The organism is Lampropedia hyalina DSM 16112, from assembly GCF_900129055.1.
Classification (GTDB): Bacteria; Pseudomonadota; Gammaproteobacteria; order Burkholderiales; family Burkholderiaceae_C; genus Lampropedia; species Lampropedia hyalina.
This window is the reverse complement of the sequence record NZ_FQUZ01000007.1, coordinates 1-22,986: the sequence shown is the minus strand read 5'-3', so window position 1 is coordinate 22,986 and position 22,986 is coordinate 1. Positions and strand designations below refer to the sequence as shown.

General features: G+C 62.3%; 18 protein-coding genes. 11 read left to right on the top strand and 7 right to left on the bottom strand.

Features of this window, described 5'->3' with window-relative positions:
- Positions 1-42: 42 nt before the first annotated feature.
- Positions 43-1,266, top strand: coding sequence for a radical SAM family heme chaperone HemW (hemW, locus tag BUE21_RS04090; protein ID WP_073354963.1), 1,224 nt, complete (start codon positions 43-45; stop codon positions 1,264-1,266).
- A 16-nt stretch (positions 1,267-1,282) separates the two neighbouring features.
- On the opposite strand, the gene BUE21_RS04085 is transcribed toward hemW, so the two are convergent.
- Positions 1,283-1,654, bottom strand: coding sequence for a dihydroneopterin aldolase (locus BUE21_RS04085; RefSeq protein ID WP_073354960.1), 372 nt, complete (start codon positions 1,652-1,654; stop codon positions 1,283-1,285).
- A gap of 151 nt (positions 1,655-1,805) precedes the next feature.
- Between BUE21_RS04085 and BUE21_RS04080 the strand changes: the two genes are divergently transcribed.
- From BUE21_RS04080 to BUE21_RS04065, 4 genes are all read left to right on the top strand, one after another.
- Positions 1,806-2,666, top strand: coding sequence for an endonuclease/exonuclease/phosphatase family protein (locus BUE21_RS04080; RefSeq protein ID WP_073354957.1), 861 nt, complete (start codon positions 1,806-1,808; stop codon positions 2,664-2,666).
- A gap of 157 nt (positions 2,667-2,823) precedes the next feature.
- Positions 2,824-3,198 carry an ATP-dependent Clp protease adapter ClpS gene (clpS, locus tag BUE21_RS04075; RefSeq protein ID WP_073354956.1) on the top strand — a complete coding sequence of 125 codons (375 nt, stop codon included), beginning with the start codon at positions 2,824-2,826 and terminating at the stop codon, positions 3,196-3,198.
- A gap of 208 nt (positions 3,199-3,406) precedes the next feature.
- Positions 3,407-5,755, top strand: coding sequence for an ATP-dependent Clp protease ATP-binding subunit ClpA (gene clpA, locus BUE21_RS04070; RefSeq protein ID WP_073354953.1), 2,349 nt, complete (start codon positions 3,407-3,409; stop codon positions 5,753-5,755).
- Between the two features lie 144 nt (positions 5,756-5,899).
- A complete protein-coding gene (locus tag BUE21_RS04065) occupies positions 5,900-7,282 on the top strand; it encodes a phosphomannomutase/phosphoglucomutase (protein ID WP_073354950.1) in 1,383 nt (460 codons plus the stop codon).
- A 69-nt stretch (positions 7,283-7,351) separates the two neighbouring features.
- Here the strand turns inward: BUE21_RS04065 and ppk1 are convergent, their stop codons facing one another.
- Positions 7,352-9,577, bottom strand: coding sequence for a polyphosphate kinase 1 (ppk1, locus tag BUE21_RS04060; RefSeq protein WP_407656052.1), 2,226 nt, complete (start codon positions 9,575-9,577; stop codon positions 7,352-7,354).
- 710 nt (positions 9,578-10,287) lie between these two features.
- Between ppk1 and leuA the strand changes: the two genes are divergently transcribed.
- Positions 10,288-11,970, top strand: a complete 1,683-nt coding sequence (leuA, locus tag BUE21_RS04055) for a 2-isopropylmalate synthase (RefSeq protein WP_073355132.1) — start codon at positions 10,288-10,290, stop codon at positions 11,968-11,970.
- Between the two features lie 275 nt (positions 11,971-12,245).
- Positions 12,246-14,558: an NADP-dependent malic enzyme gene (locus tag BUE21_RS04050; RefSeq protein WP_073354944.1), complete on the top strand. Its 2,313-nt coding sequence runs from the start codon at positions 12,246-12,248 to the stop codon at positions 14,556-14,558.
- Positions 14,559-14,661: 103 nt separating this feature from the next.
- Here BUE21_RS04050 and accD read toward each other — a convergent pair whose 3' ends face one another.
- Positions 14,662-15,591 (bottom strand): acetyl-CoA carboxylase, carboxyltransferase subunit beta, encoded by a 930-nt coding sequence (gene accD, locus BUE21_RS04045; RefSeq protein ID WP_073354941.1) that lies wholly within the window; start codon positions 15,589-15,591, stop codon positions 14,662-14,664.
- 119 nt (positions 15,592-15,710) lie between these two features.
- Positions 15,711-16,418: an RluA family pseudouridine synthase gene (locus BUE21_RS04040; protein WP_073354938.1), complete on the bottom strand. Its 708-nt coding sequence runs from the start codon at positions 16,416-16,418 to the stop codon at positions 15,711-15,713.
- Positions 16,419-16,537: 119 nt separating this feature from the next.
- Here BUE21_RS04040 and BUE21_RS04035 point away from each other — a divergent pair, with 119 nt between their 5' ends.
- On the top strand, positions 16,538-17,215 hold the full coding sequence (locus BUE21_RS04035; RefSeq protein WP_159435796.1) for a DUF2889 domain-containing protein: 678 nt from the start codon (positions 16,538-16,540) through the stop codon (positions 17,213-17,215).
- 47 nt (positions 17,216-17,262) lie between these two features.
- Here BUE21_RS04035 and fabI read toward each other — a convergent pair whose 3' ends face one another.
- Positions 17,263-18,027, bottom strand: a complete 765-nt coding sequence (gene fabI, locus BUE21_RS04030) for an enoyl-ACP reductase FabI (RefSeq protein ID WP_073354937.1) — start codon at positions 18,025-18,027, stop codon at positions 17,263-17,265.
- Between the two features lie 302 nt (positions 18,028-18,329).
- On the opposite strand from fabI, the gene serB reads away from it, so the two are divergent.
- Positions 18,330-19,043, top strand: coding sequence for a phosphoserine phosphatase SerB (gene serB, locus BUE21_RS04025; protein ID WP_073354934.1), 714 nt, complete (start codon positions 18,330-18,332; stop codon positions 19,041-19,043).
- Positions 19,044-19,105: 62 nt separating this feature from the next.
- Here serB and BUE21_RS04020 read toward each other — a convergent pair whose 3' ends face one another.
- Both BUE21_RS04020 and BUE21_RS04015 read right to left on the bottom strand, forming a co-directional pair.
- Positions 19,106-20,581 carry a TolC family outer membrane protein gene (locus tag BUE21_RS04020; protein WP_073354931.1) on the bottom strand — a complete coding sequence of 492 codons (1,476 nt, stop codon included), beginning with the start codon at positions 20,579-20,581 and terminating at the stop codon, positions 19,106-19,108.
- The gene (locus BUE21_RS04015; RefSeq protein ID WP_073354928.1) at positions 20,581-21,912 is read right to left on the bottom strand and encodes an HlyD family type I secretion periplasmic adaptor subunit; all 1,332 of its coding nucleotides are present in this window, start codon (positions 21,910-21,912) and stop codon (positions 20,581-20,583) included. Before BUE21_RS04015 ends, BUE21_RS04020 begins: the two co-directional genes overlap by 1 nt.
- An 86-nt stretch (positions 21,913-21,998) precedes the next feature.
- Between BUE21_RS04015 and BUE21_RS04010 the strand changes: the two genes are divergently transcribed.
- Both BUE21_RS04010 and BUE21_RS04005 read left to right on the top strand, forming a co-directional pair.
- Entirely contained in the window at positions 21,999-22,346 is a 348-nt protein-coding gene (locus tag BUE21_RS04010; RefSeq protein WP_073354927.1) for a UPF0175 family protein, read from the top strand.
- A gap of 3 nt (positions 22,347-22,349) precedes the next feature.
- On the top strand, positions 22,350-22,841 hold the full coding sequence (locus BUE21_RS04005; protein ID WP_073354924.1) for a PIN domain-containing protein: 492 nt from the start codon (positions 22,350-22,352) through the stop codon (positions 22,839-22,841).
- The last annotated feature ends 145 nt before the right edge of the window (positions 22,842-22,986 follow it).

Here is a 22,986-nt window from a genome sequence, read left to right as displayed (position 1 = left end):
CCGTACAATGCCAGTCCCTCCCACCTACCCCACATTCCGACCATGCCCTCCATCGTGGACATCCGGCACTACATGCGCCCTGGCCTGCTGCAACTGACCGAACTGCCGCCGCTGAGCCTGTACATCCACCTGCCCTGGTGCATCCGCAAATGCCCGTACTGCGACTTCAACTCCCACACGCTGGGGCAGCCGCTGGCGCAAAGCCAGGCACGCATGGCCGAATACCTGCAAGCCCTGGAGGCCGACCTGGATGCGGCCCTGCCGCTGGTGTGGGGGCGCAGTGTCGTCAGCATCTTCCTGGGCGGCGGCACCCCCAGCCTGCTGTCTGCCGAACAGGTCGATCAGCTCATCGCCAGCGTGCGCGCACGCCTGCGGCTGATGCCCGGCTGTGAAATCACACTCGAAGCCAACCCCGGCACATTCGAGACCGACCGCTTCGCCGCCTACCGTCAGGCCGGGGTCACGCGCCTGTCCATCGGCGTGCAGAGCTTCGACGACAAGCTGCTGGAAAAAATCGGCCGCATCCACAATGCCGAACAGGCACGGGCCGCCGTCCACGAAGCCAGCGAGTCCTTCGAGACCTTCAACCTCGACCTGATGTACGCCCTGCCCGGCCAGACCCCGGAAATGCTGGCAGGCGAAGTCGCCACCGCACTGGCCTGCCAGCCGCCGCACCTGTCCATCTACCACCTGACCATCGAGCCGAACACCTACTTCGCCAAATACCCGCCGCCCACGCCCGACGAAGACACCGCCTACGCCATGCTCGACCACATCACCGAGGCCACCGGCCAGCAGGGCCTGCAACGCTACGAAGTGTCTGCCTACGCCCAGCCCGGCCACCAGTGCCTGCACAACCGCAACTATTGGGAATTCGGCGACTATCTGGGCATTGGCGCGGGTGCGCACAGCAAACTCAGCTTTGCCCACCGCATCGTGCGCCAGGTGCGCGTGCGCGACCCGCAACGCTATATGCAGGCCGCCCGCCAGCAGCAGGCCATCGCCCAGGAGCACGACATTGCCCGCGCCGACCTGCCCTTTGAATACATGCTCAACGCACTGCGCCTGAAAGACGGCTTCCAGCTTCAGGACTTCCAGTCCCGCACCGGCCTGCCCCTGTCGAGCATCCAGTCCGGTCTGGATCGCGCCCTGTCGCTACAGATGCTGGAGCGGCATCCAGATGGCCACATCCAGCCCACCACACGCGGCTTCGACTTCCTCAGCAACCTGCAAAGCCTGTTTCTGCCGCAAACCCGGTCGGCCTGATACATCAGGGGAGTTTTTACCACTGCCCGGTTTCCATGCGAATGGCCACCTCGCAGTCGTCGAAAATCTCCAGCTTGGCAATCTTCACGCGCACGCCCAGCACGCCCGGCAATTGCATCAGCCGGTGCGAGACGCGGCCAATCAGGGTCTCCAGCAGGTTGATGTGCTCGACCGTGCATTCGTCGATGATGATCTGGCGCACCTTGCGGTAGTCCAGTACGCTGTGGATATCGTCGTCGCTGGGCAGCAGCGGCTGGGTGCCCTGGTGCAGTTCGGCATCGACCTGAATCGGCTGCGGCGCGCTGCGTTCGTGGCTGAGGATGCCGAGATTGGCATCGAAGCGCAAACCCGTCAGGGTCAGAATCTGGGAACCTTTGATCTGTTTCATGGTGTTGGAAAGTGACGGGCAGAACCCGATGCAAAAAAGCCGCACACGCCCTGATTTTAGCGGCGGTCACGCTTCTGCCATGTGCCATGCGGCATCGCACAGTACACTGCCAGTCATGCACCCCGTCCTGTCCGACCCGCTTTCTCCCCCGATGAATGCCACCGTGGCCGAAGATGCCCTGCGCCCCGAGGTGCTGCGCATTGCCACCTACAACATCCACAAGGGTGTGCAGGGACTGTGGCGCATGAGCCGGCTGGAGATCGGCAATCTGGGGTTGGCCATCGAACAGCTCGATGCCGACATCGTCTGCCTTCAGGAAGTGCGCAAGATGAATCTGCGCGAACAACTGCGCTTTGCCGACTGGCCCAGCATTCCGCAGGCGGACTTTCTCGCACCCGAAGGCTATGAGGCCGTGTACCACACGAATGCGGTCACGCGCCACGGCGAGCATGGCAATGCCCTGCTCTCGCGCTGGCCCGTGGTGCATTCGCAGCAGCGCGACATCTCCGACCACCGGCTGGAGCAGCGCGGCATTCTGCATGTGGAGCTGAACGTCGGCGGCAGCCCCGTGCATGTACTGGTCGTGCATCTGGGGCTGATTCACATCAGCCGCATCCGGCAGGTGGAGATGATTCACGAGTTCGTGCGCGACGAAGTGCCCGCCGATGCCGCCGTGGTGGTGGCCGGGGACTTCAACGACTGGGGCGAGCAGACCAGCGCGCTCCTGCGCACCAGTGGATTTCGGGAATTTGAGCAGGGGCGTTTTTTCACCTACCCATCGGTGCTGCCAGTGGTGCAACTGGATCGCATCTTCGTGCGTGGCCTCACTCCGCGCGGCATGTTCGTGCCACGCGGCAGAATCTGGCGGCGCATGTCCGACCACCTGCCCCTGCTGGCCGAATTCAGCTTCGATGCCACTTCCCCCGCGCCATTGGCTGCACCGCGCACACGCACCCCATCCCGCAAAAAACCGGCCCAGTCCCTGAAAAAACGCCTGCGGCGACCCTGGTAAGCCCAAGGGCGTGTCATCAGACAGCCCTTCCCAAGGGCCTGAATGCGGGGCAAATGCTTGCTAGAATGGATTTCATCCGAATTCGCTCGGAAACGGGGCCAATGGCCCTCCTCCCGCCTTCCCTTGTCGCCTGCTCACGCCGGGCACAGCTTGAAACATGGTTCACCTCGCAGCATCCCTTCCGCCCAAAGCCCCCCGCACTCCCCCTGCCATCCATCCCAGGCATGCGGACGAGGCAGCCGTGGTACTGGAGCGCAAGCTCCAGAAATCCCCGCCTCCACCGATGTACCAGGTCGTCATGCTCAACGACGACTACACCCCGATGGAATTCGTGGTCGATGTGCTGCAAAGCTTCTTCAACAAGGATGAACACACCGCCAACATGATCATGCAGAAGGTGCACATGGAAGGGCGCGGGGTCTGCGGCGTGTACACCCGCGACATCGCCCACACCAAGGTCGCGCTGGTCATGGATGCCGCCGCCCAGGCCGGGCATCCGCTGCAATGCGTGGCCGAACCGGCACAGGAGTGACGATATATGCCCACCCACCCGAACGATGACATGCAACGGCAGGCCAATGGCATGGAATACGGCATGGCTTTTCCCCGGCCTCCGCAGTTTTCGGCAGAATGGGCACAAAGATTGCTGTGGCCTGCATTGAAACCGTGACGCACAGGCCGCATCTACCCTCCCAACACCCCGCTTTTCTTTTTATCAGCAAGCACAAGGAGTTCATCACATGATTGCCCAGGAACTGGAAGTCAGCTTGCACATGGCCTTCGTAGAGGCTCGCCAGCAACGACACGAATTCATCACCGTCGAGCACCTGCTGCTCGCCCTGCTCGACAACCCCAGCGCAACCGAAGTCCTGCGTGCCTGCAATGCCAACATGGATGAACTGCGCGCGGCCCTGACCGGCTTCATCAAGGACAACATGCCCCAGGTGGCCGGCGAGGCCGAGGTGGACACCCAGCCCACGCTGGGCTTCCAGCGCGTCATCCAGCGCGCCATCATGCACGTGCAGTCCACCGGCAACAGCAAGAAGGAAGTCGTCGGCGCGAACGTGCTGGTGGCCATCTTCGGCGAGAAGGATTCGCACGCCGTCTATTTCCTGCACCAGCAGGGCATCACCCGGCTGGATGTGGTGAACTTCATCGCCCACGGCATCCGCAAGGGCGAGGCCAGCGACAAGGGCGGCTCCAGCGAGGCCGCCTCCGAAGCCGACGAAGGTGCGCAGCAACCCGGCGCAGAGCGCAATGAAAAAGCCTCGCCGCTGGAGCAGTACACCAACAACCTCAACCAGGCCGCCAGCCAGGGGCGCATCGACCCGCTGATTGGCCGCCAGGCCGAGGTAGAGCGCACCATTCAGGTGCTGTGCCGCCGCCGCAAGAACAACCCGCTGCTGGTGGGCGAAGCGGGCGTGGGCAAGACCGCCATTGCCGAAGGGCTGGCATGGCGCATCACCCAGGGCGATGTGCCCGAAGTGCTGGAAAATGCCGTCGTCTATTCGCTGGACATGGGCGCGCTGCTGGCAGGCACCAAATACCGGGGCGACTTCGAGCAACGGCTCAAGGGCGTGCTGAAGAACCTGCGCGACAAGCCCGAGGCCATCCTGTTCATCGACGAAATCCACACCCTCATCGGTGCAGGTGCGGCTTCCGGCGGCACGCTGGATGCCTCCAACCTGCTCAAGCCTGCCCTCTCCAACGGGCAACTGCGCTGCATCGGGGCCACCACCTTCACCGAGTACCGGGGCATCTTCGAGAAGGATTCGGCCCTCTCGCGCCGCTTCCAGAAAATCGACGTGGTCGAACCCACCGTGGCCGAAACCGTGGACATCCTCAAAGGGCTGAAATCGCGCTTCGAGGATCACCACCACGTCAAGTACGCCGCCAGTGCCCTGCAAGCCGCTGCCGAACTCTCGGCACGCTACATCAACGACCGCCAGTTGCCCGACAAGGCGATTGACGTGATCGACGAAGCCGGGGCCGCCCAGCGCATTGCTGCCGCGTCCAAGCGCAAGAAAACCATCAGCAAGAGCGACATCGAGGACATCGTCGCCAAGATCGCCCGCATTCCGCCCGCCGCCGTCTCGCAGGACGACCGCAGCAAGCTCAAGACGCTGGAGCGCGACCTCAAGAGCGTGGTGTTCGGGCAGGATGCCGCCCTCGAAGCCCTGGCCAGTGCCATCAAGATGGCCCGCTCCGGCCTGGGCAAGCCCGACAAACCCATCGGCTCGTTCCTGTTCTCCGGCCCCACCGGCGTGGGCAAGACCGAAGCGGCACGGCAACTGGCCTACATCATGGGCATCGAGCTGATCCGCTTCGACATGTCGGAATACATGGAAGCCCATGCCGTCAGCCGCCTCATCGGCGCGCCTCCCGGCTATGTCGGCTTCGACCAGGGCGGCCTGCTCACCGAGCAGATCACCAAGAAGCCCCATGCCGTGCTGCTGCTGGATGAAATCGAGAAGGCCCACCCGGCCATCTTCAACATCCTGCTGCAAGTCATGGACCACGGCACGCTCACCGACAACAACGGGCGCAAGGCCGACTTCCGCAACGTCATCATCATCATGACCACCAATGCGGGAGCCGAAGCCCTGAACAAATCGACCATCGGCTTCACCAATGCCCGCCAGGCCGGTGACGAGATGGCCGACATCAAGCGCATGTTCACGCCCGAGTTCCGCAACCGGCTCGATGCCATCGTCAGCTTCCGGCCACTGGACGAGCAGATCATCCTGCGCGTGGTGGACAAGTTCCTGCTGCAACTCGAAAGCCAACTGGCCGAGAAGAAGGTCGAAGTCAGCTTCACCGACGCACTGCGCCAGTACCTCTCGCGCAAGGGCTTCGATCCGCTGATGGGCGCGCGCCCCATGCAACGCCTGATTCAGGACACCCTGCGCAAGTCGCTGGCCGACGAACTGCTGTTCGGGCAACTGGCCGATGGCGGGCGCGTGGTCATCGACCTCGAAAACGTGGACGATGGCAAGGGCGGTCAGACCGAAAAGGTCAAGCTCGACATCAGCCCCGCCCGCAAGGAAACCCGCAGCAAGGCCGAAGCCCAGGAAGCCGCTGCCGAATAAGCCGCCCATCTCCATCTGCCCGCCCGGTTACACCCACTCCGATGGCGGCTGCCCTCATGCACCAGCCCCGGTGTGTCGCGCCCCACGGCACGGCACACCGGGGCTGTGGCACGGATACCCTCCCCAAAACCTTTCCCTTACCCCATGCAAGTCCCAGCCTCCATCTTCAAAGCCTACGACATCCGGGGCATCGTGCCCAGCACCCTCAACGCCGCCACGGCCCTCCATCTGGGCCGGGCCTTCGGCACGGCCGCACTGGCTGCCGGCGAAAAAACCGTCGCTGTCGGGCGTGATGGCCGCCTCAGCGGCGCGGAACTGGCACAGGCCCTGATTCAGGGTTTGACGGAAACCGGCATCGACGTGATTGATGTGGGCATGGTCACCACTCCGATGCTTTACTTCGCCGCCAGCACCCTGGCGCACAGCGGCATCCAGATCACCGGCAGCCACAACCCCAAGGACTACAACGGCTTCAAGATGGTGCTGGCAGGCAAAGCCATCTATGGCGACGAAATCCAGCAACTGCGCCAGCGCATCGAACGCGAAGACTGGTCACTGCCCGGAACCGGCACCGTGACACAAGCCGATGTCTTTCCTGCCTACCTGGAGCGCATTGCCTCGGACATCCAGCTTACACGTCCGCTGCACATCGTTGTCGATGCGGGCAACGGCATTGCCGGAGCCACTGCCCCGGCGATCTTCCGCGCACTGGGCTGCACCGTCACTGAACTGTTCACCGAGGTCGATGGCAACTTCCCCAATCACCACCCCGACCCCAGCAAGCCCGAGAACCTGCAAGACCTGATCGCCGCACTGCAACACAGCGCTGCCGAACTGGGACTGGCCTTCGACGGCGACGGCGACCGCCTGGGCATCGTCACCAAGGACGGCCAGAACATCTTCCCCGACCGCCAGATCATCCTGTTCGCGCAGGACGTGCTCTCGCGCGTGCCCGGCGGCGAAATCGTTTTCGACGTGAAGTGCAGCCAGCAACTCGCCCCCGCCATCGAACAGGCCGGTGGCATACCCGTGATGTTCAAGACCGGCCACTCGCTCATCAAGGCACGCATGCGCGAGACCAGTGCCCCGCTGGGCGGTGAGATGAGTGGCCACATTTTCTTCAAGGAACGCTGGTACGGCTTCGACGACGGAACCTACGCCGGCACGCGCCTGCTGGAAATCCTCAGCCGCCACCCCGACCCCAGTGCCGTGCTCAACGCCCTGCCCAGCAGCCATTCCACGCCGGAAATGAACATCGCCTGCGCCGAAGGCGAACCCCACGCACTGGTGGCGCAACTGGTGGAGAGAGCACACTTCCCGGCTCCCGCCAAGGTCAGCACCATAGATGGCCTGCGTGCCGACTGGCCGGACGGCTTCGGTCTGGTGCGTGCGTCCAACACCACGCCAGTGCTGGTGCTGCGTTTTGAAGGCCAGACCCCCGAAGCCCTGGAGCGCATCCGCAGTGCCTTCCTGGCCCTGGTGCACAGCGTCAAACCCGATGCGCAGATCGGCAACGCTGCGCATTGAAACCGAAAAGATCAGGGGCGCGTCAGAAAAAAGCGGGAAACCCATGTTTCCCGCTTCCAGTCACGCCATTCAGGAGGTTTTCTTGCCACCGCTCGGGGGCTGCTGCTCCAGCACCTGTGGGTGGCCACCGCGTGTGCGCACCACGGGCGCGGTGCTGAAATAGTGGGCGAGCACTTGCTGGGCACTGGCATTGATGCTGTCACCCTGTAGGCGTTGGTAGCTGCCATCTTCCTTGAGCACCCAGGCATCGCGGTCGTCCAGCAGATACGAGATCAGGCATTCGTCGATGATGCGCTGGCGCAATGCCGGTTCTGTCACCTGCCAGCCCAGTTCCACGCGGCGATTCATGTTACGGTTCATCCAGTCGGCACTGGAGAGGTACAGGTCTTCCTGCTCCCCGGCCTGGAAGTAGAACACACGGCTGTGCTCCAGAAAACGCCCCACAATCGAACGAATGCGGATGCTGCCGCCCTTGTCCGTCACAGTCTGGGCGGGCAGAACACAGGCTCCCCGCACGATCAGATCCACCTGCACGCCTGCCTGGGCGGCCTTGTGCAGGGCCGCTGCCAGCACCCAGTCGGTCAGGGCATTCATCTTGGCGACGATACGCGCCTTCTGTCCACCTGCTGCGGCTTCGCGCACACGGTCGATGGCATCGAGCATGGATTTTTGCAGCGTGAACGGAGCCACCAGCAGGCTTTTGAGCGGCGGCAGTGTGCCTTGGCTGGCCAGCAGGGTGAACACCGAATCCATGTCGGCGGTGATGGCATCGTTTGCGGTGAAGTAGCTCAGGTCGGTGTAGAGCCGGGCCGTCTTGGGGTTGTAGTTGCCGGTGGAGAGATGGCCGTAGCGTTTCAGCCCCAAGGGTTCACGCCGTGTAATCAGCAGCATCTTGGCATGGGTCTTCAGCCCCACGATGCCGTACACGACCTGCACACCAATCGATTCCAGGGCCTCGGCCCAGTTGATGTTGTTTTCTTCGTCAAAACGCGCCTTCAGCTCCACCACGGCGGTGACTTCCTTGCCCTTGCGCACGGCTTCGCGCAGCAAATCCATCATGGCCGAATCGGAACCGGTGCGGTACACGGTCTGCTTGATGGCCAGCACGGAAGGGTCCTTGACCGCCTGGCGCAGCAACTCGACCACGGCATCGAAGCTCTCGAAAGGCTGGTGAATCAGCACATCCCGCTGGCGGATGCGGGTGAAGAGGTTCTCGCTGTTCTTCAGGGAGCGCGGCCACTGCGGAATCCACTTGGGGAACAGCAGGTCGGTGCGTTCATCGTCCAGCAGGTCGATCACCTGCGTCAGGCGCACCAGATTGACGGGGCCGCGCACGCGGAACAGGGCTTCATCGGGCAGACCATACTGCGCCAGCAACAGGCTGGCGACCTGCTCGGAACAACTGTACGACACCTCGATGCGCGTGGCCTTGCCGAAATGGCGATGTTGCAGGCCCTTGCGCAGTGCGGTGCGCAGGTTCTGCACCTCGCCTTCCACCACAGCCAGATCGGAATGGCGCGTGACGCGGAACTGCGAGTATTCCACCACCTTGCGACCGTGGAACATCTCGGCCAGATGGGCGCGAATCATGCTGGAGAGGCTGATGACCCCGATCTTGCCCTTGCCACCGGAGAGCGAATCGGGCAGGCGCACGAAGCGAGGCAGCACGCGCGGCACCTTGACGATGGCAATCTCGTTGGTGTGGCCAAAGGCATCCTCGCCTTCCAGCCGCACGATGAAGTTCAGCGACTTGTTGGCCACCTGGGGGAAAGGGTGTGCCGGGTCGAGTGCCACCGGCGTGAGCAGGGGCCGCACTTCGCGGTCGAAATAATCACTCACCCAGCGGCGTTGTGCCGCATTGCGCTTGCCGTGGGAGATGATCTCGATGCCCTGCCCGATGAATTCGGGCATCAGCACCTGGTTGTAAAGCGTGTATTGACGCTGCACCAGTTCATGCGCCTTGCGGGCAATCTTGCGGTAGCTCTCCACCGAATACTCGTCGTCCAGCACGCCGTCCAGAAAGGCTTCGAGATGATCGGCCACGCGCACCTCAAAGAACTCGTCGAGGTTGGACGATACGATGGTCAGATAGCGCAGCCGCTCCAGCAGCGGCACGTCCGCGCGGGTGGCCCAGTCGAACACGCGCTCGTTGAAGGCCAGAATGCTGTGGTCACGATCGAGCCAGTGGATGTGGGCCGGGCGTTCCAGATGCACGATCAGCTCGGCCTCGGCCTGAATCTGCTGGCGGCTTTTCAGGCTCCAGAGCGAGCCGGAGCTGGCTTGCAGCTCGCGCACGGTATCCAGCGCGCCCGCGATATCGCCGGAAGGGTTCTTGGCCACCGGCAGGGCTTCGCTGTTCACCGTGGCAACCGGAACGGGGGCGGATGTGGGAGTGGGAACGGAAGCGATAACCACAGCCGCTGGCGTAGCCGGTGCACTGGTGCGAGTGCGGCGTTTTCTCGGGGCCGGAGCAGGAGCCGATGCCGTCACAGGCTTGGCATCGGAAGATGGTGGTGTCGCAGGGAGGCTGGCCCGGGTGCGGCGCACGGCAGTGGTTTTCCGGGGCGCAGGGGTGGTTTTTGCAGTGGTTTTGGAAGACGTTGCGGGAACTGCCTTGGCCGTGGCAGCTGACGTTTTAGTGACCATGAGGCTCCATGCTGGGTAATGATTTCAAACGGCTTATTCTGACATTGAAATGAATTTGAATTGCGACGGTTTTATGACAACCCCGCCAGGAAAAAACATGGCAGGAGACTTCCCAAGTGCTCGCAGCCTGCAACCCCTCCCACGAAGGAAGTGCCGTTTTTGTGCTATATTGCACGCCATGCAAAACTTCACGCAATCGCTATCGCTACTTTCGCTCCACGGGCGAAGTTGTTGATGTGCGCTTGGCGTCAAGTGCCTCTTTCATCGGCCCGTTAGCACCAGCGACGGGCCGATTTGCATTTCCGCCATTGAAAGGGTCGCTGGTCGTTTCAGACCACAGTTCAGGACTGCTCCAAATGATGTTGAAAAACCCCGCCACCAAATACCGCCCCTTCGCCCCCGTGCGCCTTCAGGATCGCACCTGGCCCGATGCCACCATCACCCAGCCACCCGTATGGTGCAGCGTGGACTTGCGCGACGGCAACCAGTCGCTGATCGAGCCGATGGATGTGGAGCGCAAGTTGCGCATGTTCCAGACGCTGGTGGACATTGGTTTCAAGGAAATCGAAATCGGCTTCCCATCCGCCTCCCAGGTGGAATTCGATTTTGCCCGCAAGCTGATCGAGGACGGCCTCATCCCCGACGATGTGACCGTGCAGGTGCTCACCCAGGCACGCGAGCATCTGGTGCGGCGCACCTTCGAGGCCTTGCAGGGCGCGCGCCGTGCCATCGTGCACCTCTACAACGCCACGGCCCCGGTCATGCGCAATGTGGTGCTGGGGATGAACGAAGATGAAATCGTGGAACTGGCCAGCAGCAACGCACGCCTGTTCCAGGAAATCGCCGCCCAGCATCCGGGCACGCAATGGGTGTTCCAGTATTCGCCAGAGATGTATTCGGACACCGAGCTGGAGTTCAGCCGCCGCGTCATCGATGCCGTCACCGATGTCTGGCAGCCCACACCCGATAACAAGTGCATCATCAACCTGCCCACCACTGTGGAGCATTCCACCCCCAACATCTTCGCCGATATGGTGGAGTGGACGCACCGCCACATTCAACGCCGCGACTCCATCATCCTGTCGGTGCATCCGCACAATGACCGGGGCACTGGCACGGCAACGGCAGAACTGGCCTTGATGGCAGGAGCCGACCGCCTCGAAGGCTGTCTGTTCGGCAATGGCGAGCGCACCGGCAACCTCGATTTGGTGAACATCGCGCTGAACATGTATGTACAGGGCGTGGATCCGCAACTGGACTTTTCCGACATCGATGCCATCCGCAGCACCGTGGAACACTGCAACCAGTTGCCGGTGCATCCGCGCCATCCGTATGTGGGCGATCTGGTGTTCACCTCGTTCTCCGGCTCGCACCAGGATGCCATCAAGAAAGCATTCTCGGCGCGCAAGGACAGCGACATCTGGGACATGCCCTATCTGCCCATCGACCCCAAGGACCTGGGACGCAGCTACGAGGCAGTGATCCGCGTCAATAGCCAGTCCGGCAAGGGCGGCATCTCCTATCTGTTGGAGAGCGAATACAAGCTGGTATTGCCGCGCCGTCTGCAAATCGAATTCAGCCAGGTGGTGCAGAAGGCCATGGATGCCGAAGGCACGGAAATGCAGGCCAGGCACCTGTGGGATATTTTCCAGCGTGAATACCATCTGGCAGAGTCGGCCCCGTCCTACCAGCTCGAAGGCGATGGTGCGCAGACCGGCATCACGGCCAGCGTGCGCAAGAACGGCAGCAGCGTGACCATCGAAGGCCAGGGTTCCGGCCCGATCGATGCCTTCATCGGCGCACTCTCCAAGGCATCTGGCCGCGAGATCAAGGTGCTGGACTATGCGGAACACGCCATTGGCGAAGGAGCGAATGCCCAGGCCATCGCCTATGTGGACGTCAGCGTGGACGGCCAGCGCGTCTGGGGCGTGGGGCAAAACCCCAACATCGTCACGGCCTCCATCAAGGCGATTCTGTCGGGGGCAGAACGGGCGGGCATTGACCTCACGCGCCTGCAACCGACCACCATCGTTTCTGCCTAAAGAAATCTGTCCAGGGCGTTGCATTGCAACGCCTTCTTTTTTGGGGCATGGCTCGTTTTTGTCGCACGCGTGGCAAATGGCTTGTGCCCGTTCCCTCTATTCCCAACCCACACCACCATGCCGAATGCTCGGGGTTTACGCGGTTTGCATTCAAAATTTTTAATTACAAGAACCCCCACGGTCGCATTCCCTGTAAGAATGGTGCCCCTTGGCTGACGGTGCAGGCTCCCGCACTCCACCGTGCCTCTTCGTTTTTTCGTTAGTTTGGAACCTGTATGAACCAAGAATCCAAGACCCTCTCCGACGCTGAACAAGCCCTGCGACTGGCAGCCCTCGAATACCACCGCTCGCCCAGCCGGGGCAAGATTGCCGTCACCCCCACCAAGCCACTGTCCAACCAGCGCGACCTCTCGCTGGCCTACTCGCCCGGTGTCGCCTATCCCTGTCTGGACATTCAGGCCGACCCCTCGCTGGCTGCCGAATACACCTCGCGTGGCAACCTGGTGGGTGTCATCACCAACGGCACTGCCGTGCTGGGGCTGGGCGACATCGGCCCGCTGGCCGGCAAGCCCGTCATGGAAGGCAAAGGCTGCCTGTTCAAGAAATTCGCCGGTGTGGACGTATTCGACATCGAGCTGAACGAGCGCGACCCCGACAAGCTGGTGGAAATCATCGCCGCGCTGGAGCCTACACTGGGCGGCATCAACCTGGAAGACATCAAGGCCCCCGAGTGCTTCTACATCGAGCAGCAACTCAGCGCGCGCCTGAACATTCCGGTGTTCCACGACGACCAGCACGGCACGGCCATCATTTCCTCCGCCGCGCTGGTCAATGCGCTGGAGCTGGTAAACAAGAAAATCGATGAGGTCAAAATCGCTGTCTCCGGCGCAGGAGCCGCAGCCATTGCCTGCGTCACCGTCATGGAAGGGCTGGGCGTCAGGCACGAAAACATCTTCCTGGCCGACTCCAAGGGTGTGATTCACGCCGCTCGCCTGGGCAACCTGGACGCATCCAAGGCCCGTTTCGCCCACGAAACCGATGCCCGCACCCTGGCCGACATCGTCAATGGTGCAGACGTGTTCCTGGGCTGCTCCGCCCCTGGCGTGCTGACCGCTGAGATGGTGAAAACCATGGCCAGCCAGCCCATCATCCTGGCACTGGCCAACCCCGAGCCGGAAATCCGCCCGGAACTGGCCAAGGCTGTGCGCCCGGACTGCATCATTGCCACAGGCCGCTCCGACTACCCGAACCAGGTCAATAACGTCCTGTGCTTCCCCTACATCTTCCGGGGCGCGCTCGATTGCGGCGCGACCAAGATCACCGAAGCCATGAAGCTGGCCTGTGTGCATGAAATTGCCGCACTGGCCAAGGCCGAAGCCAGCGATGAAGTCGCCGCCGCCTACTCCGGCAAGGAACTGCTGTTTGGCCCCGACTACCTGATTCCCACCCCGTTCGATGCCCGGTTGATCCTGCGCATTGCCCCTGCGGTCGCCCAGGCCGCAGCCGAATCCGGCGTGGCCACACGCCCGATCGAAGACCTCGCCGCCTACCGCGAAAGCCTCAGCCGCTTTGTCTATCAGACCGGCATGTTCATGAAGCCCGTGTTCCGTGCCGCCAAGGCACAACTGCGCCGCGTGGCCTTTGCCGAAGGCGAAGACGAGCGGGTACTGCGTGCGGCACAGACTGCCGTGGACGAAGGACTGGCACACCCCATCCTGATTGGCCGCCCCGAAATCATTGCCAGCCGCCTCCAGAAAGCCGGCTTGCGCCTTCAGGTCGGTCAGGACGTGGACATCGTCAATCCTGAAAACGACTCGCGCTTCCGCCAGTACTGGGAGGCCTACCACCACATCATGGGCCGCAACGGTACGACACCGGAAGCCGCCAAGGTCTCGGTGCGCCGCTCCAACTCCATCATTGCCGCGTTGATGGTGCATCTGGGTGATGCCGATGCCATGCTCTGCGGCATGATCGGTCGCTTCGACAACCACCTGCGCCGCATCAAGGATGTGATTGGCGTGCGCGACGACACCGAGGGCCTGGCCACGCTGAACGCACTGATCCTGGAAAACCACACCCTGTTCATTGCCGACACCTACATCCACGAAGACCCCGATCCAGAAGGCCTGGTCTCCATTGCACAGATGGCCGTGCGCGAAGTGCAGCGTTTTGGCCTGCCGCCCAAGGTGGCCTTCCTGTCGCACTCCAACTACGGCTCCTCGTCGCGCCCCAGCGCGCTGAAGATGCGCAAGGCCACGGAACTGTTCAAGCAACGCTTCCCGGAAATCGAGTGCGACGGCGAACTGCACGGCGATGCTGCCCTGTCGGCAGAAGTGCGCAGCCGCACGCTGATTGGCAACACGCTGCAATCGGATGCCAACATCCTGATCTGCCCGAACCTGGATTCGGCCAACATCCTGTTCAACGTCCTCAAGGAAGTCAGCGGCCACGGCACCACCATCGGCCCGATCCTGATGGGTGCCGCTGCACCCGCCTATGTGCTCACGCCCTCCTCCACGGTGCGCCGCATCGTGAACATGACGGCACTGGCCGCTGCCAATGCCAATGTGCAGGCTGGCAGCATCTGACCCATCGGGTGGTCTGAACCGCCGCCCCATGGATTGACACAACAAAAAAGCCTTTCGGATCAAAACCGAAAGGCTTTTTTATGGGGCACTGAAACCCCTTGTTTCATGGGCTGGACTTTTCGACTGCCAGCTCCAGCACGGCGGCAGACGGGCTTGCAGAAGGAGTCACCGCCGCTGTGGGGCGGCGTTGCAGAATCGCCAGATTCTGGCTGATGATGGTGCGCAGTTCGCGCCGGTCGGCGATCATGTCAATTGCACCCTTTTCCAGCAGGAATTCGGCACGCTGGAAGCCTTCGGGCAGCTTGACCCGCACCGTCGATTCGATCACCCGTGGCCCGGCAAAGCCAATCAGAGCCTTGGGCTCGGCAATCACCAGATCGCCCATGAACGCAAAGCCCGCACTGACCCCGCCCATGGTAGGGTCGGTCAGTACGCTGATGTACGGCAGGCCTTTCTGCGCCAGCCGTGTCAGGGACGCATTCGTCTTGGCCATCTGCATCAGCGACAGCAGCCCCTCCTGCATGCGCGCGCCACCAGTGGCCGTGAAGCAGATGAACGGCACCTTCTTGTGGGCCGCCGCCTGCACGCCACGCACAAAGCGTTCGCCCACCACACTGCCCATGCTGCCACCCATGAAATCGAACTCGAAACAGGCCACCACCACTGGCAGGCCGTTGAGGGTTCCGCCCTGTACCACCAGCGCGTCGGTTTCCTGGGTGTTGCTTTTGGCTTCCTTGAGGCGTTCCGGGTATCTGCGGCTGTCCTTGAACTTCAGGGCATCGGTGGGCACCACTTCCTGCCCGATGTCGTAGCGGCCCTTGGCATCGAGAAACAGGTTCAGGCGTTCACGCGCACCAATGCGGTGGTGGTAGCCACAGTGCGGGCAGACGTTCTGGTTCTTCTCCAGATCGGATTTGTACAGCACCGTTTCACAGACCGGACACTTGGACCACAGCCCCTCGGGAATCTGGCGGCGTTCGCCGGATTCGGAAGTTCTGAGTTTGGCGGGAAGAAGTTTGTCAATCCAGGACATGTTGGCTATCGGGAGGGAGAAAAGAGGCGGCGCAGACTGGCCGCAAGGTGCTCGCCGGAGCGAATCCGACGGGGCATTTTAGCGTATATGGATTTGAGGCCTTGCAGAGACAATGGCGTTCAAAAGGGCACAGCAGACTCGAAGAACAAGGGCTTGCCAGTGACAGGATGATCGAAACCCAGCTCGCGCGCATGCAGCAGCAAACGCGGTGCGGCCTCCAGAGCGGCTCCCTGCGCATACAGCGGATCGCCCAGCATGGGGTGGCCCATGCTTTGCAGATGCACACGCAACTGATGGGTGCGCCCCGTCACCGGCTCCAGATCGAGGCGGGTATGGGGCACGGGCCAGTGCGCATCGGCAGGGGTATCGGGCAGAATGCGCCAGCGCGTCTGGCTGGGCTTGCCGTTCTCGGTATCCACTATGTGCAGCGGGCGACGCTCCCAGTCCAGCATCAGGGGTTTGTCGATCAACTGCCACTCTGTGGCATCTGTGGCATCTGTGGCATCGGGCCATGGCAATCGGCCATGCACCACGGCGGTATAGCGTTTGTGAACCTGCCGCTGCGCAAAGGCCATCGACAGGCTGCGGTGTACTTCAGGGCTGCGCGCCATGACCAACAGGCCCGATGTGGACATATCGAGCCGGTGCACCACCAGCGCATTGCGCCAGTACTGCTGGGCACGCCAGGCCAGGCTGTCGCGCTTTTCCTCGCCGCGCCCCGGCACACTGAGCAGCTCATGGGGTTTGAACAGCACCAGCACATGCTTGTCCTCATACAGGCATTGGGGCTTGGGAGCAGAATCAGGAGCAGCGTCGATAGCAGACATGGGTGGGCGTGAACACAAGGTGAAGGGGCCGATTATGCCCCGCCCTGCGCCAGCAGATACCAATGCGGCTTTCGTACAATGCCAGGGAACACAAAGGGAAACATATGGACAGACCACGATTGAACGGAAGGAACGAGATTCCCACGCCCCCGGATTTCACACCCGAGCTGCCCGCGCCGGTGCCGCGCCAGCCGGCCCACAGCCGCACCACCCAGTTTCTGGGTTTTCAGCGCGAGGATGGCCTGTGGGACGTGGAAGCGCAGATGCTCGACACCAAGCCCTTCGACTTTGAATACGGCATCGAAGCCCCCCTGCCAGCCCATGTCCCCTTGCACCGAATGCTGATTCGCATCACCTTCGATGCCCAACTGACGGTGGTGGACATCGTCAGTGCCATGGCCGATCATCCACACGGCCATTGCACGAGTGCCGACCGCCACATGCGGCGCATGATCGGCTCCAGCATGGCCAAGGGCTGGCGCAAGAGCATCGAGGAACATCTGGGCAAGGTCGAAGGTTGCACGCACATGCGCGAATTGCTGTTCAACATGGCCACTGTGGCATTCCAGACCATTGCGCCACACAATATTGCCCACTACGAACGCCTGCGCCAGCAGGGAACCATGCTGCAAATACCGCCACATCTGGGCCAGTGCCATGCCTTCGACCTCAGCGGCCCGGTGGTCGAGCGGCTGTACCCGATGTTCTTCCAGCCACAGGCCAGCCCATCTGCACGGGACGGCAACCCAGAAAGCCAAAAGGCGGCATCCCCATCAGGAATGCCGCCCCATGCGTGAGCACAATGCGCAACCCCGGCCATGATCCGACCGGGTCAAGGCATGCGTCAGTTCAGGATGTTGTAGCCGCCATCCACGAACAGCAGGCCGCCGGTCATGGCCTTGGCACCATCGCTGACCAGGAACGCACTCAGCGGCCCCACATCGTCCACGTTCAGGGCCTTGTGCAGCGGTGAGCGGTCAATGCTCTCCTGCACCAGCGAATCGAAACCGGCCAGACCGGATGCAGCGCGCGTGACCAGCGGGCCCGGAGAGATGGCATGCACCCGGATGCCCTGGCCGCCCAGCTCTGCGGCCAGATATTTCACGCTGGACTCCAGCGCGGCCTTGACTGGCCCCATCATGCCGTAGTTGGGCATGACTTCCGAGGCTCCCAGATAGCTCATGGTCAGCACCGTGCCGCCGTTCTTCATCAGCGGTTCGGCCAGCCGGGTCAGGCGAATGAAGGAGTGGCAGGAAATATCGATGGCCTGCAAGAACCCGTCACGCGACGAATCCACCACACGGCCATGCAGGTCTTCCTTGGGAGCGAATGCCACGGAGTGCACCAGAAAATCCAGCTTGCCCCAGCGTTCGCCGATGGTGTCGAAAATCGCCTTCATTTCATCGGGGTTGGTGACATCCAGATTGCCGGTGATGCTGGCTTCGACCTGCTGGGCCAGCGGCTCCACATACTTGCGTGCCTTGTCGTTGAGCCAGGTGATGGCCTGCTCGGCACCGGCCTCGTGAAATGCCTTGGCGCAACCCCATGCAATGCTCTGGTCGTTGGCAATGCCGACTACCAGTCCTTTTTTACCCTTGAGAAATGTCATGCAAACCTCGCAATGTTGATAGAAAAAAATGCCATCGCCCCAGCCTGTAAAAAAGCCCGGAATACGCGAAAACCCCTACAAATGCCACGGATGGTAACACCATGTCGGCACTGTCTCCGGTAGTTGCGCCGCATCATCTCAGGCAATTGTGACTTCCTTGTGGATTCGCAACGTGCCCTTGCGGGCGGCTGGGTGGATCGTATGGATTTGGTATCATGACAGTGGCTTTTTTCGATGTGTTTCACCTCAGGCACGCGCTGTCGCGTACAGCGTGCCGCCCCACAACCTGCCATTGGCACACCATGAGCAAACAAGAAGTTTCCCCCGGCCTGGAAGTCCAGGACATCGCCCTGCCCCTGCAACTGAAAAACTATCGCCTGATCGCATTCGACATGGACTCCACGTTGGTGACCAGCGAATGCGTGGACGAAATCGCCGATGTGGTGGGCAAAAAGGCCGAAGTGGCTGCCATCACCGAAGCGGCCATGCAGGGGCTTATCAGCGATTACAAGGAAAGCCTGCGCCAGCGGGTGCAGTTGCTGCGGGGCGTGAGCGTGGCGCAACTGGAGAGCGTGTACGCACAACGGGTGCATCTGACCCCCGGCGCACGCGAACTGGTGCAGGCCTGCCAGCAGGCTGGCCTGAAGACGCTGCTGGTCTCGGGTGGGTTCACCTTCTTCACCGACCGCATCAAGGCCGAGCTGGGCCTGGACTTTGCGCGCTCCAACGTGCTGGAACTAAAGAACGGCATCCTGACGGGACGCATGGTCGATCAAGCCTGGGGCGATATTTGCGACGGCGCAGAAAAACGCAAGACGGTACTGGACCTGGCCTCGCTGCTGGGCATCGACCCATCCCAGGCGATTGCCGTGGGCGATGGAGCGAATGACATTCCGATGATGCAGGCCGTCGGCCTGTCAGTGGCCTTCCACGCCAAGCCACGCGTGCGTTCACAGGCCCAGGTCGCCATCAACAGCGGCGGGCTGGATCGCCTGCTGGAAGTGCTGCATCCCTGAGATCGTACCCGCGTTCCGACACAGCCCACTTCACCCTCACGCCATTTCCCAGGGCAATCCTCTCATTGCCTCTGCGCCACCAAATGGCGGTTCAACACCAGCACGTCGTCCTCCGAGAACCGTCCGGCGTAGAACTGCAGCTTGGCGTAGGCCTGGAACCACTCCACGTAGGTGCGCAGCAGTTCCTGCCGGGCCTGGTAGGACTGGCGCTCGGCATGCAGGGCATCGGTATTGGTGCGTTCGCCGCCAGCCACGCTCTTGCGCATGGCATCGACCAGCGCGGTGCTGTCGGCCACGTTCTGGCGCAGCGTGCTCACGCGCTCGGTGCTGGTGGCAAACACCCGGTAGTACTGCTCCAGGGTGGTGGCGGTGGTCTGGGTGGTGCGCTCCAGGTCGTAACTGGCCTGGGTCAGCCGGTTGCTGGCCTGGCGCGTGCTGTAGTAGCTGGAGCCGCCGCTGAACAACGGAATCGAGACCTGCAGGCCGATGGTGTTGCTCTTGTAGTCGCGGCCCTTGTTGTTGATGGTGTCCGAGACGATGCGCTCATGGGAGGCATACAGCGACACGCGCGGCATGAACTGGCCTTTCTCGCGCTCCACGGTCAGGTCGTTGTAGCGCACCGCCAGGCGTGCGGCCTGGACTTCCGGGTTCTGCTGTTGGGCATCGCCCAGCAACACCGCCAAGTCCCCATCGGGCAAGGCGGGCAGCATGGCCGTCTGGTTGATGTCCATCAGCTCGTGGGCATGGACCGGCCCTCCCAGCAGGGCCGATAGCTCGCGCAATCGGTCGGCCAGCGCATTCTCATAGGTCACCAGTTCCGACTGGGTGGCGCCCAACTGCGTGCGGGTCTCCAGAATGTCGATCCGGGTGCCTTCACCCTGGGCCATCATGCGCTCGTTGCCGCGCAGCATGTCCTGGTACACGCGCAATTGCTGGCGGGCCAGTTCCAGCGAATCGCGGGCCAGCAAGGCATTCAGGTAGGCGTCGATCAGGGCCACGGCCTGCTGCTGGAATTGCAAGCGGTACTGCACCTCGGCATATTCAGCCTGGGTCTTGCCCATGCGATAGGTGCTGATGGCCGAATAGTCGAACAGCGTCTGCTCAATGGTCAGGCCGGCGCGGCGGCCATAGAAACTGTCCTCAATGCTTTGCCGGCCGGCAGTCGTGGTGCTGTCGTAGTACTCGGTCTGGTTGGTGCGGTTGCGCAGGTAGTTGATCGAGGCCTGTGGCAGCAAGGCGGCACGGGCAATGTTGCCGCTATCCCGCCCAGCGTCACGGGCCGCGCGGGCACTCAACACCTGCGGGTCGTTGAGCAGCATGCGCTCGTAAGCCTGAACCAGATCGAGCGATGGCGATTGGCTGGCCAAGGCGGTTGAGGCCTGCCCAACCCCTTGCGGTGGTGATGCCATTTGCAATTGATGCAAAGGCGAAGCCGTAGCGGGTGTGGCCTGGGCCAATACCGTGGGCATGCCATCGACGTACAGATAGAAAGCCAGAGGCGCGACAATAATCAGCTTGAGTGTGTGGCTGCGGCTCATCATTCCTCCGTCAGTGCCAGACGGGTACGGTCACGCAGCGGCTTGAGCAGGTAGCTCATCATGGTGCGTTCACCCGTCTTGACGAAGGCGGTCACCGGCATGCCCGGCTGCAATTGCAGGCCCGGCAGCACCTCACGGTTGTCCAGGTCATCCACGCTGATCTCAATGTGGTAGTACGGCATACCCTGCGGATCTTCCAGCCGGTCGGCGGAAACCGTCTTGACCGTGCCCGGCAGCTTGGGGGTGGAAGATCGGTTGAAGGCGGCAAACTCCAGCTCCACCGGCTGGCCGGTTTGAACCTTGTCCACTTCCTGCACCGGCAGGCGGCCTTCCACCAGCAAGGGTTGGTCCAGCGGCACGATGTCCATCAGCTTGTCGCCTGCGCTGACCACGCCGCCCTGGGTAAAGACCGCCAGGCCCGCCACGATGCCCTCGGTGGGCGCGACGATCTGCATGTTGGTCACTTCGTACTGCGCGCTGTCCAGGCGCGACCCAAGGTCGGCGGTGCGTGTGCGGGTTTCGGCCAACGCCGTGCGCAGTTCCTTCTGGTAATCCTCACGCTGCTGGATCAGGCGCAACTGGTACTCCTGCACCTGGCCCTGCAACTGCGCCAGGCGGCCCTGGTCATCGGCCACGGAACCGGCCAGTTGCAGGTATTGGCGTTCGGATTCCAGCAGGCGGTTGCGTGCCAGCAGGCCGTCATCGGCCAAGGAACGCTGCCCGGCCAATTGGTGCTCAAAGGTCTCGCGCTGGCTGCGGCGCGATTGCAGGATGCGTTGCAGGCTGTCGCTTTGCTCGCGCAGGCCGCGCAACGTGGCTTCCAGGCCGCCCAGGGTGGCCTGCTGGGCGCTGCGGCGGCTGTCGAACAACTGCCGCTGCGCCTGGATGATCTCCGCGGCCTGCAAGTTGCCCTCGCGCTCGGCTTGCAGCAGGCGTTCATCGAAGCGGATGTCGTTCAGGCCGTCCCGCTCGGCCATCAGGCGGTTTTCCGTCGCCAGGCTGCTGAGAAACTGGAACTGCAAGGAATCCAGTTGGTTGCTCGCCACGTTCGGCTCCAGTACCACCAGCACCTGGCCTTCCTGCACCCGCTGGCCCTCAGTGACCAGAATGCTTTGCACCTTGCCGCCGCTGATGGGCTGCACCGCCTTGCGGTTGCCGCTGACCACCACCTTGGCATCGACTGGCACACCGGCATCCAGTGGTGCCAGCATGGCCCAGCCCAGAAAACCCACCACGCCGACCAGTACGATCAACCAGCCCAGCCGCACAAAGTGGCGGTCATCCACCGACAACAGATCATCCGTCGGGTCTATGCGCAATTCCGCGCTCATGCACGTCTCCTTGGTTCGTTCGGGTTACGCCCATATATATTGAGGAGTTGATCTACAATGTGTGTCCACAAATGGAGGTTTTTGCCATGCAAACATTCAGCATCCGCGAACTGCGTGAACGCTCCGGTGAACTCAGCCGCACGGCCGAGCAGGGGCAGCTCTCGCTCGTCACCCGGCATGGTCAGCCGCTGTTTGTCGGTGTTCCCTTTACCGAAGAACTGCTGCGTGCAGGCGTGCATGTCGCCTTGGCAACGCGGCTCTTCCAAAGTGGTGATCTGCCGCCCGGTCGTGCCGCCCGGCTCGCCGGTATGAAGCTGGCCGACTTTCTCGCCTACGTCAGTTCCCAGGGTATTGCCGTGGTCGATTACGATCCCGCCGAACTGGGCGAAGAACTCGCTGGATTTGATGTATTGCCCCCAAACACCGGGGATTGATCCATGCGTCCTGTTGTCGTCGCCGACGCTGGCCCGCTGATTGCTCTGGCCGGTTGCCGCCATCTGATGCTGCTCACGGAAATATTCGGCACCGTCCACCTGCCGCAGACCGTGCTGATGGAAACCAGTGGCGACCTTGCACGTCCCGGTGCGCGTGACATTGCCGACTTCGTGCAACAACATGCGCGGGTGCATCCCGACCGTAATGACACCATCTACACGCAGGCCGTCGTCGCCCTGGACGAAGGTGAAGCCCAGGCCATCAGCCTGGCCCGCGCACTGGGATGCAGCCTCTTGATGGATGAACGCCGTGGCCGCGCTGCCGCCCGCCGCCTGGGCCTGCCGCTTTTCGGTGTACTGGGCGTGCTGGTGCAGGCCCGCCGCCAAGGGAAAATACCAGCACTCGCCCCGCTGTTGCAGCAGTTGCAAGCCAATGGCTACCGCATCGCCCCGGCACTGATCGCTGCCGCCCTGGGTGCAGCAGGAGAAGCCTGAAAACTCTGTGCTCATCCGATTGCGCGAGAACCCCGGCCTTCATGCCGGGCAGGGATAGCGCGGCACTCGCAGAGTGCCCCTGTCTCGCTTCCTTTCTATGGGAGCTATCTTTTAGTGAAACAATACCAGCGTGGACATCAAACGC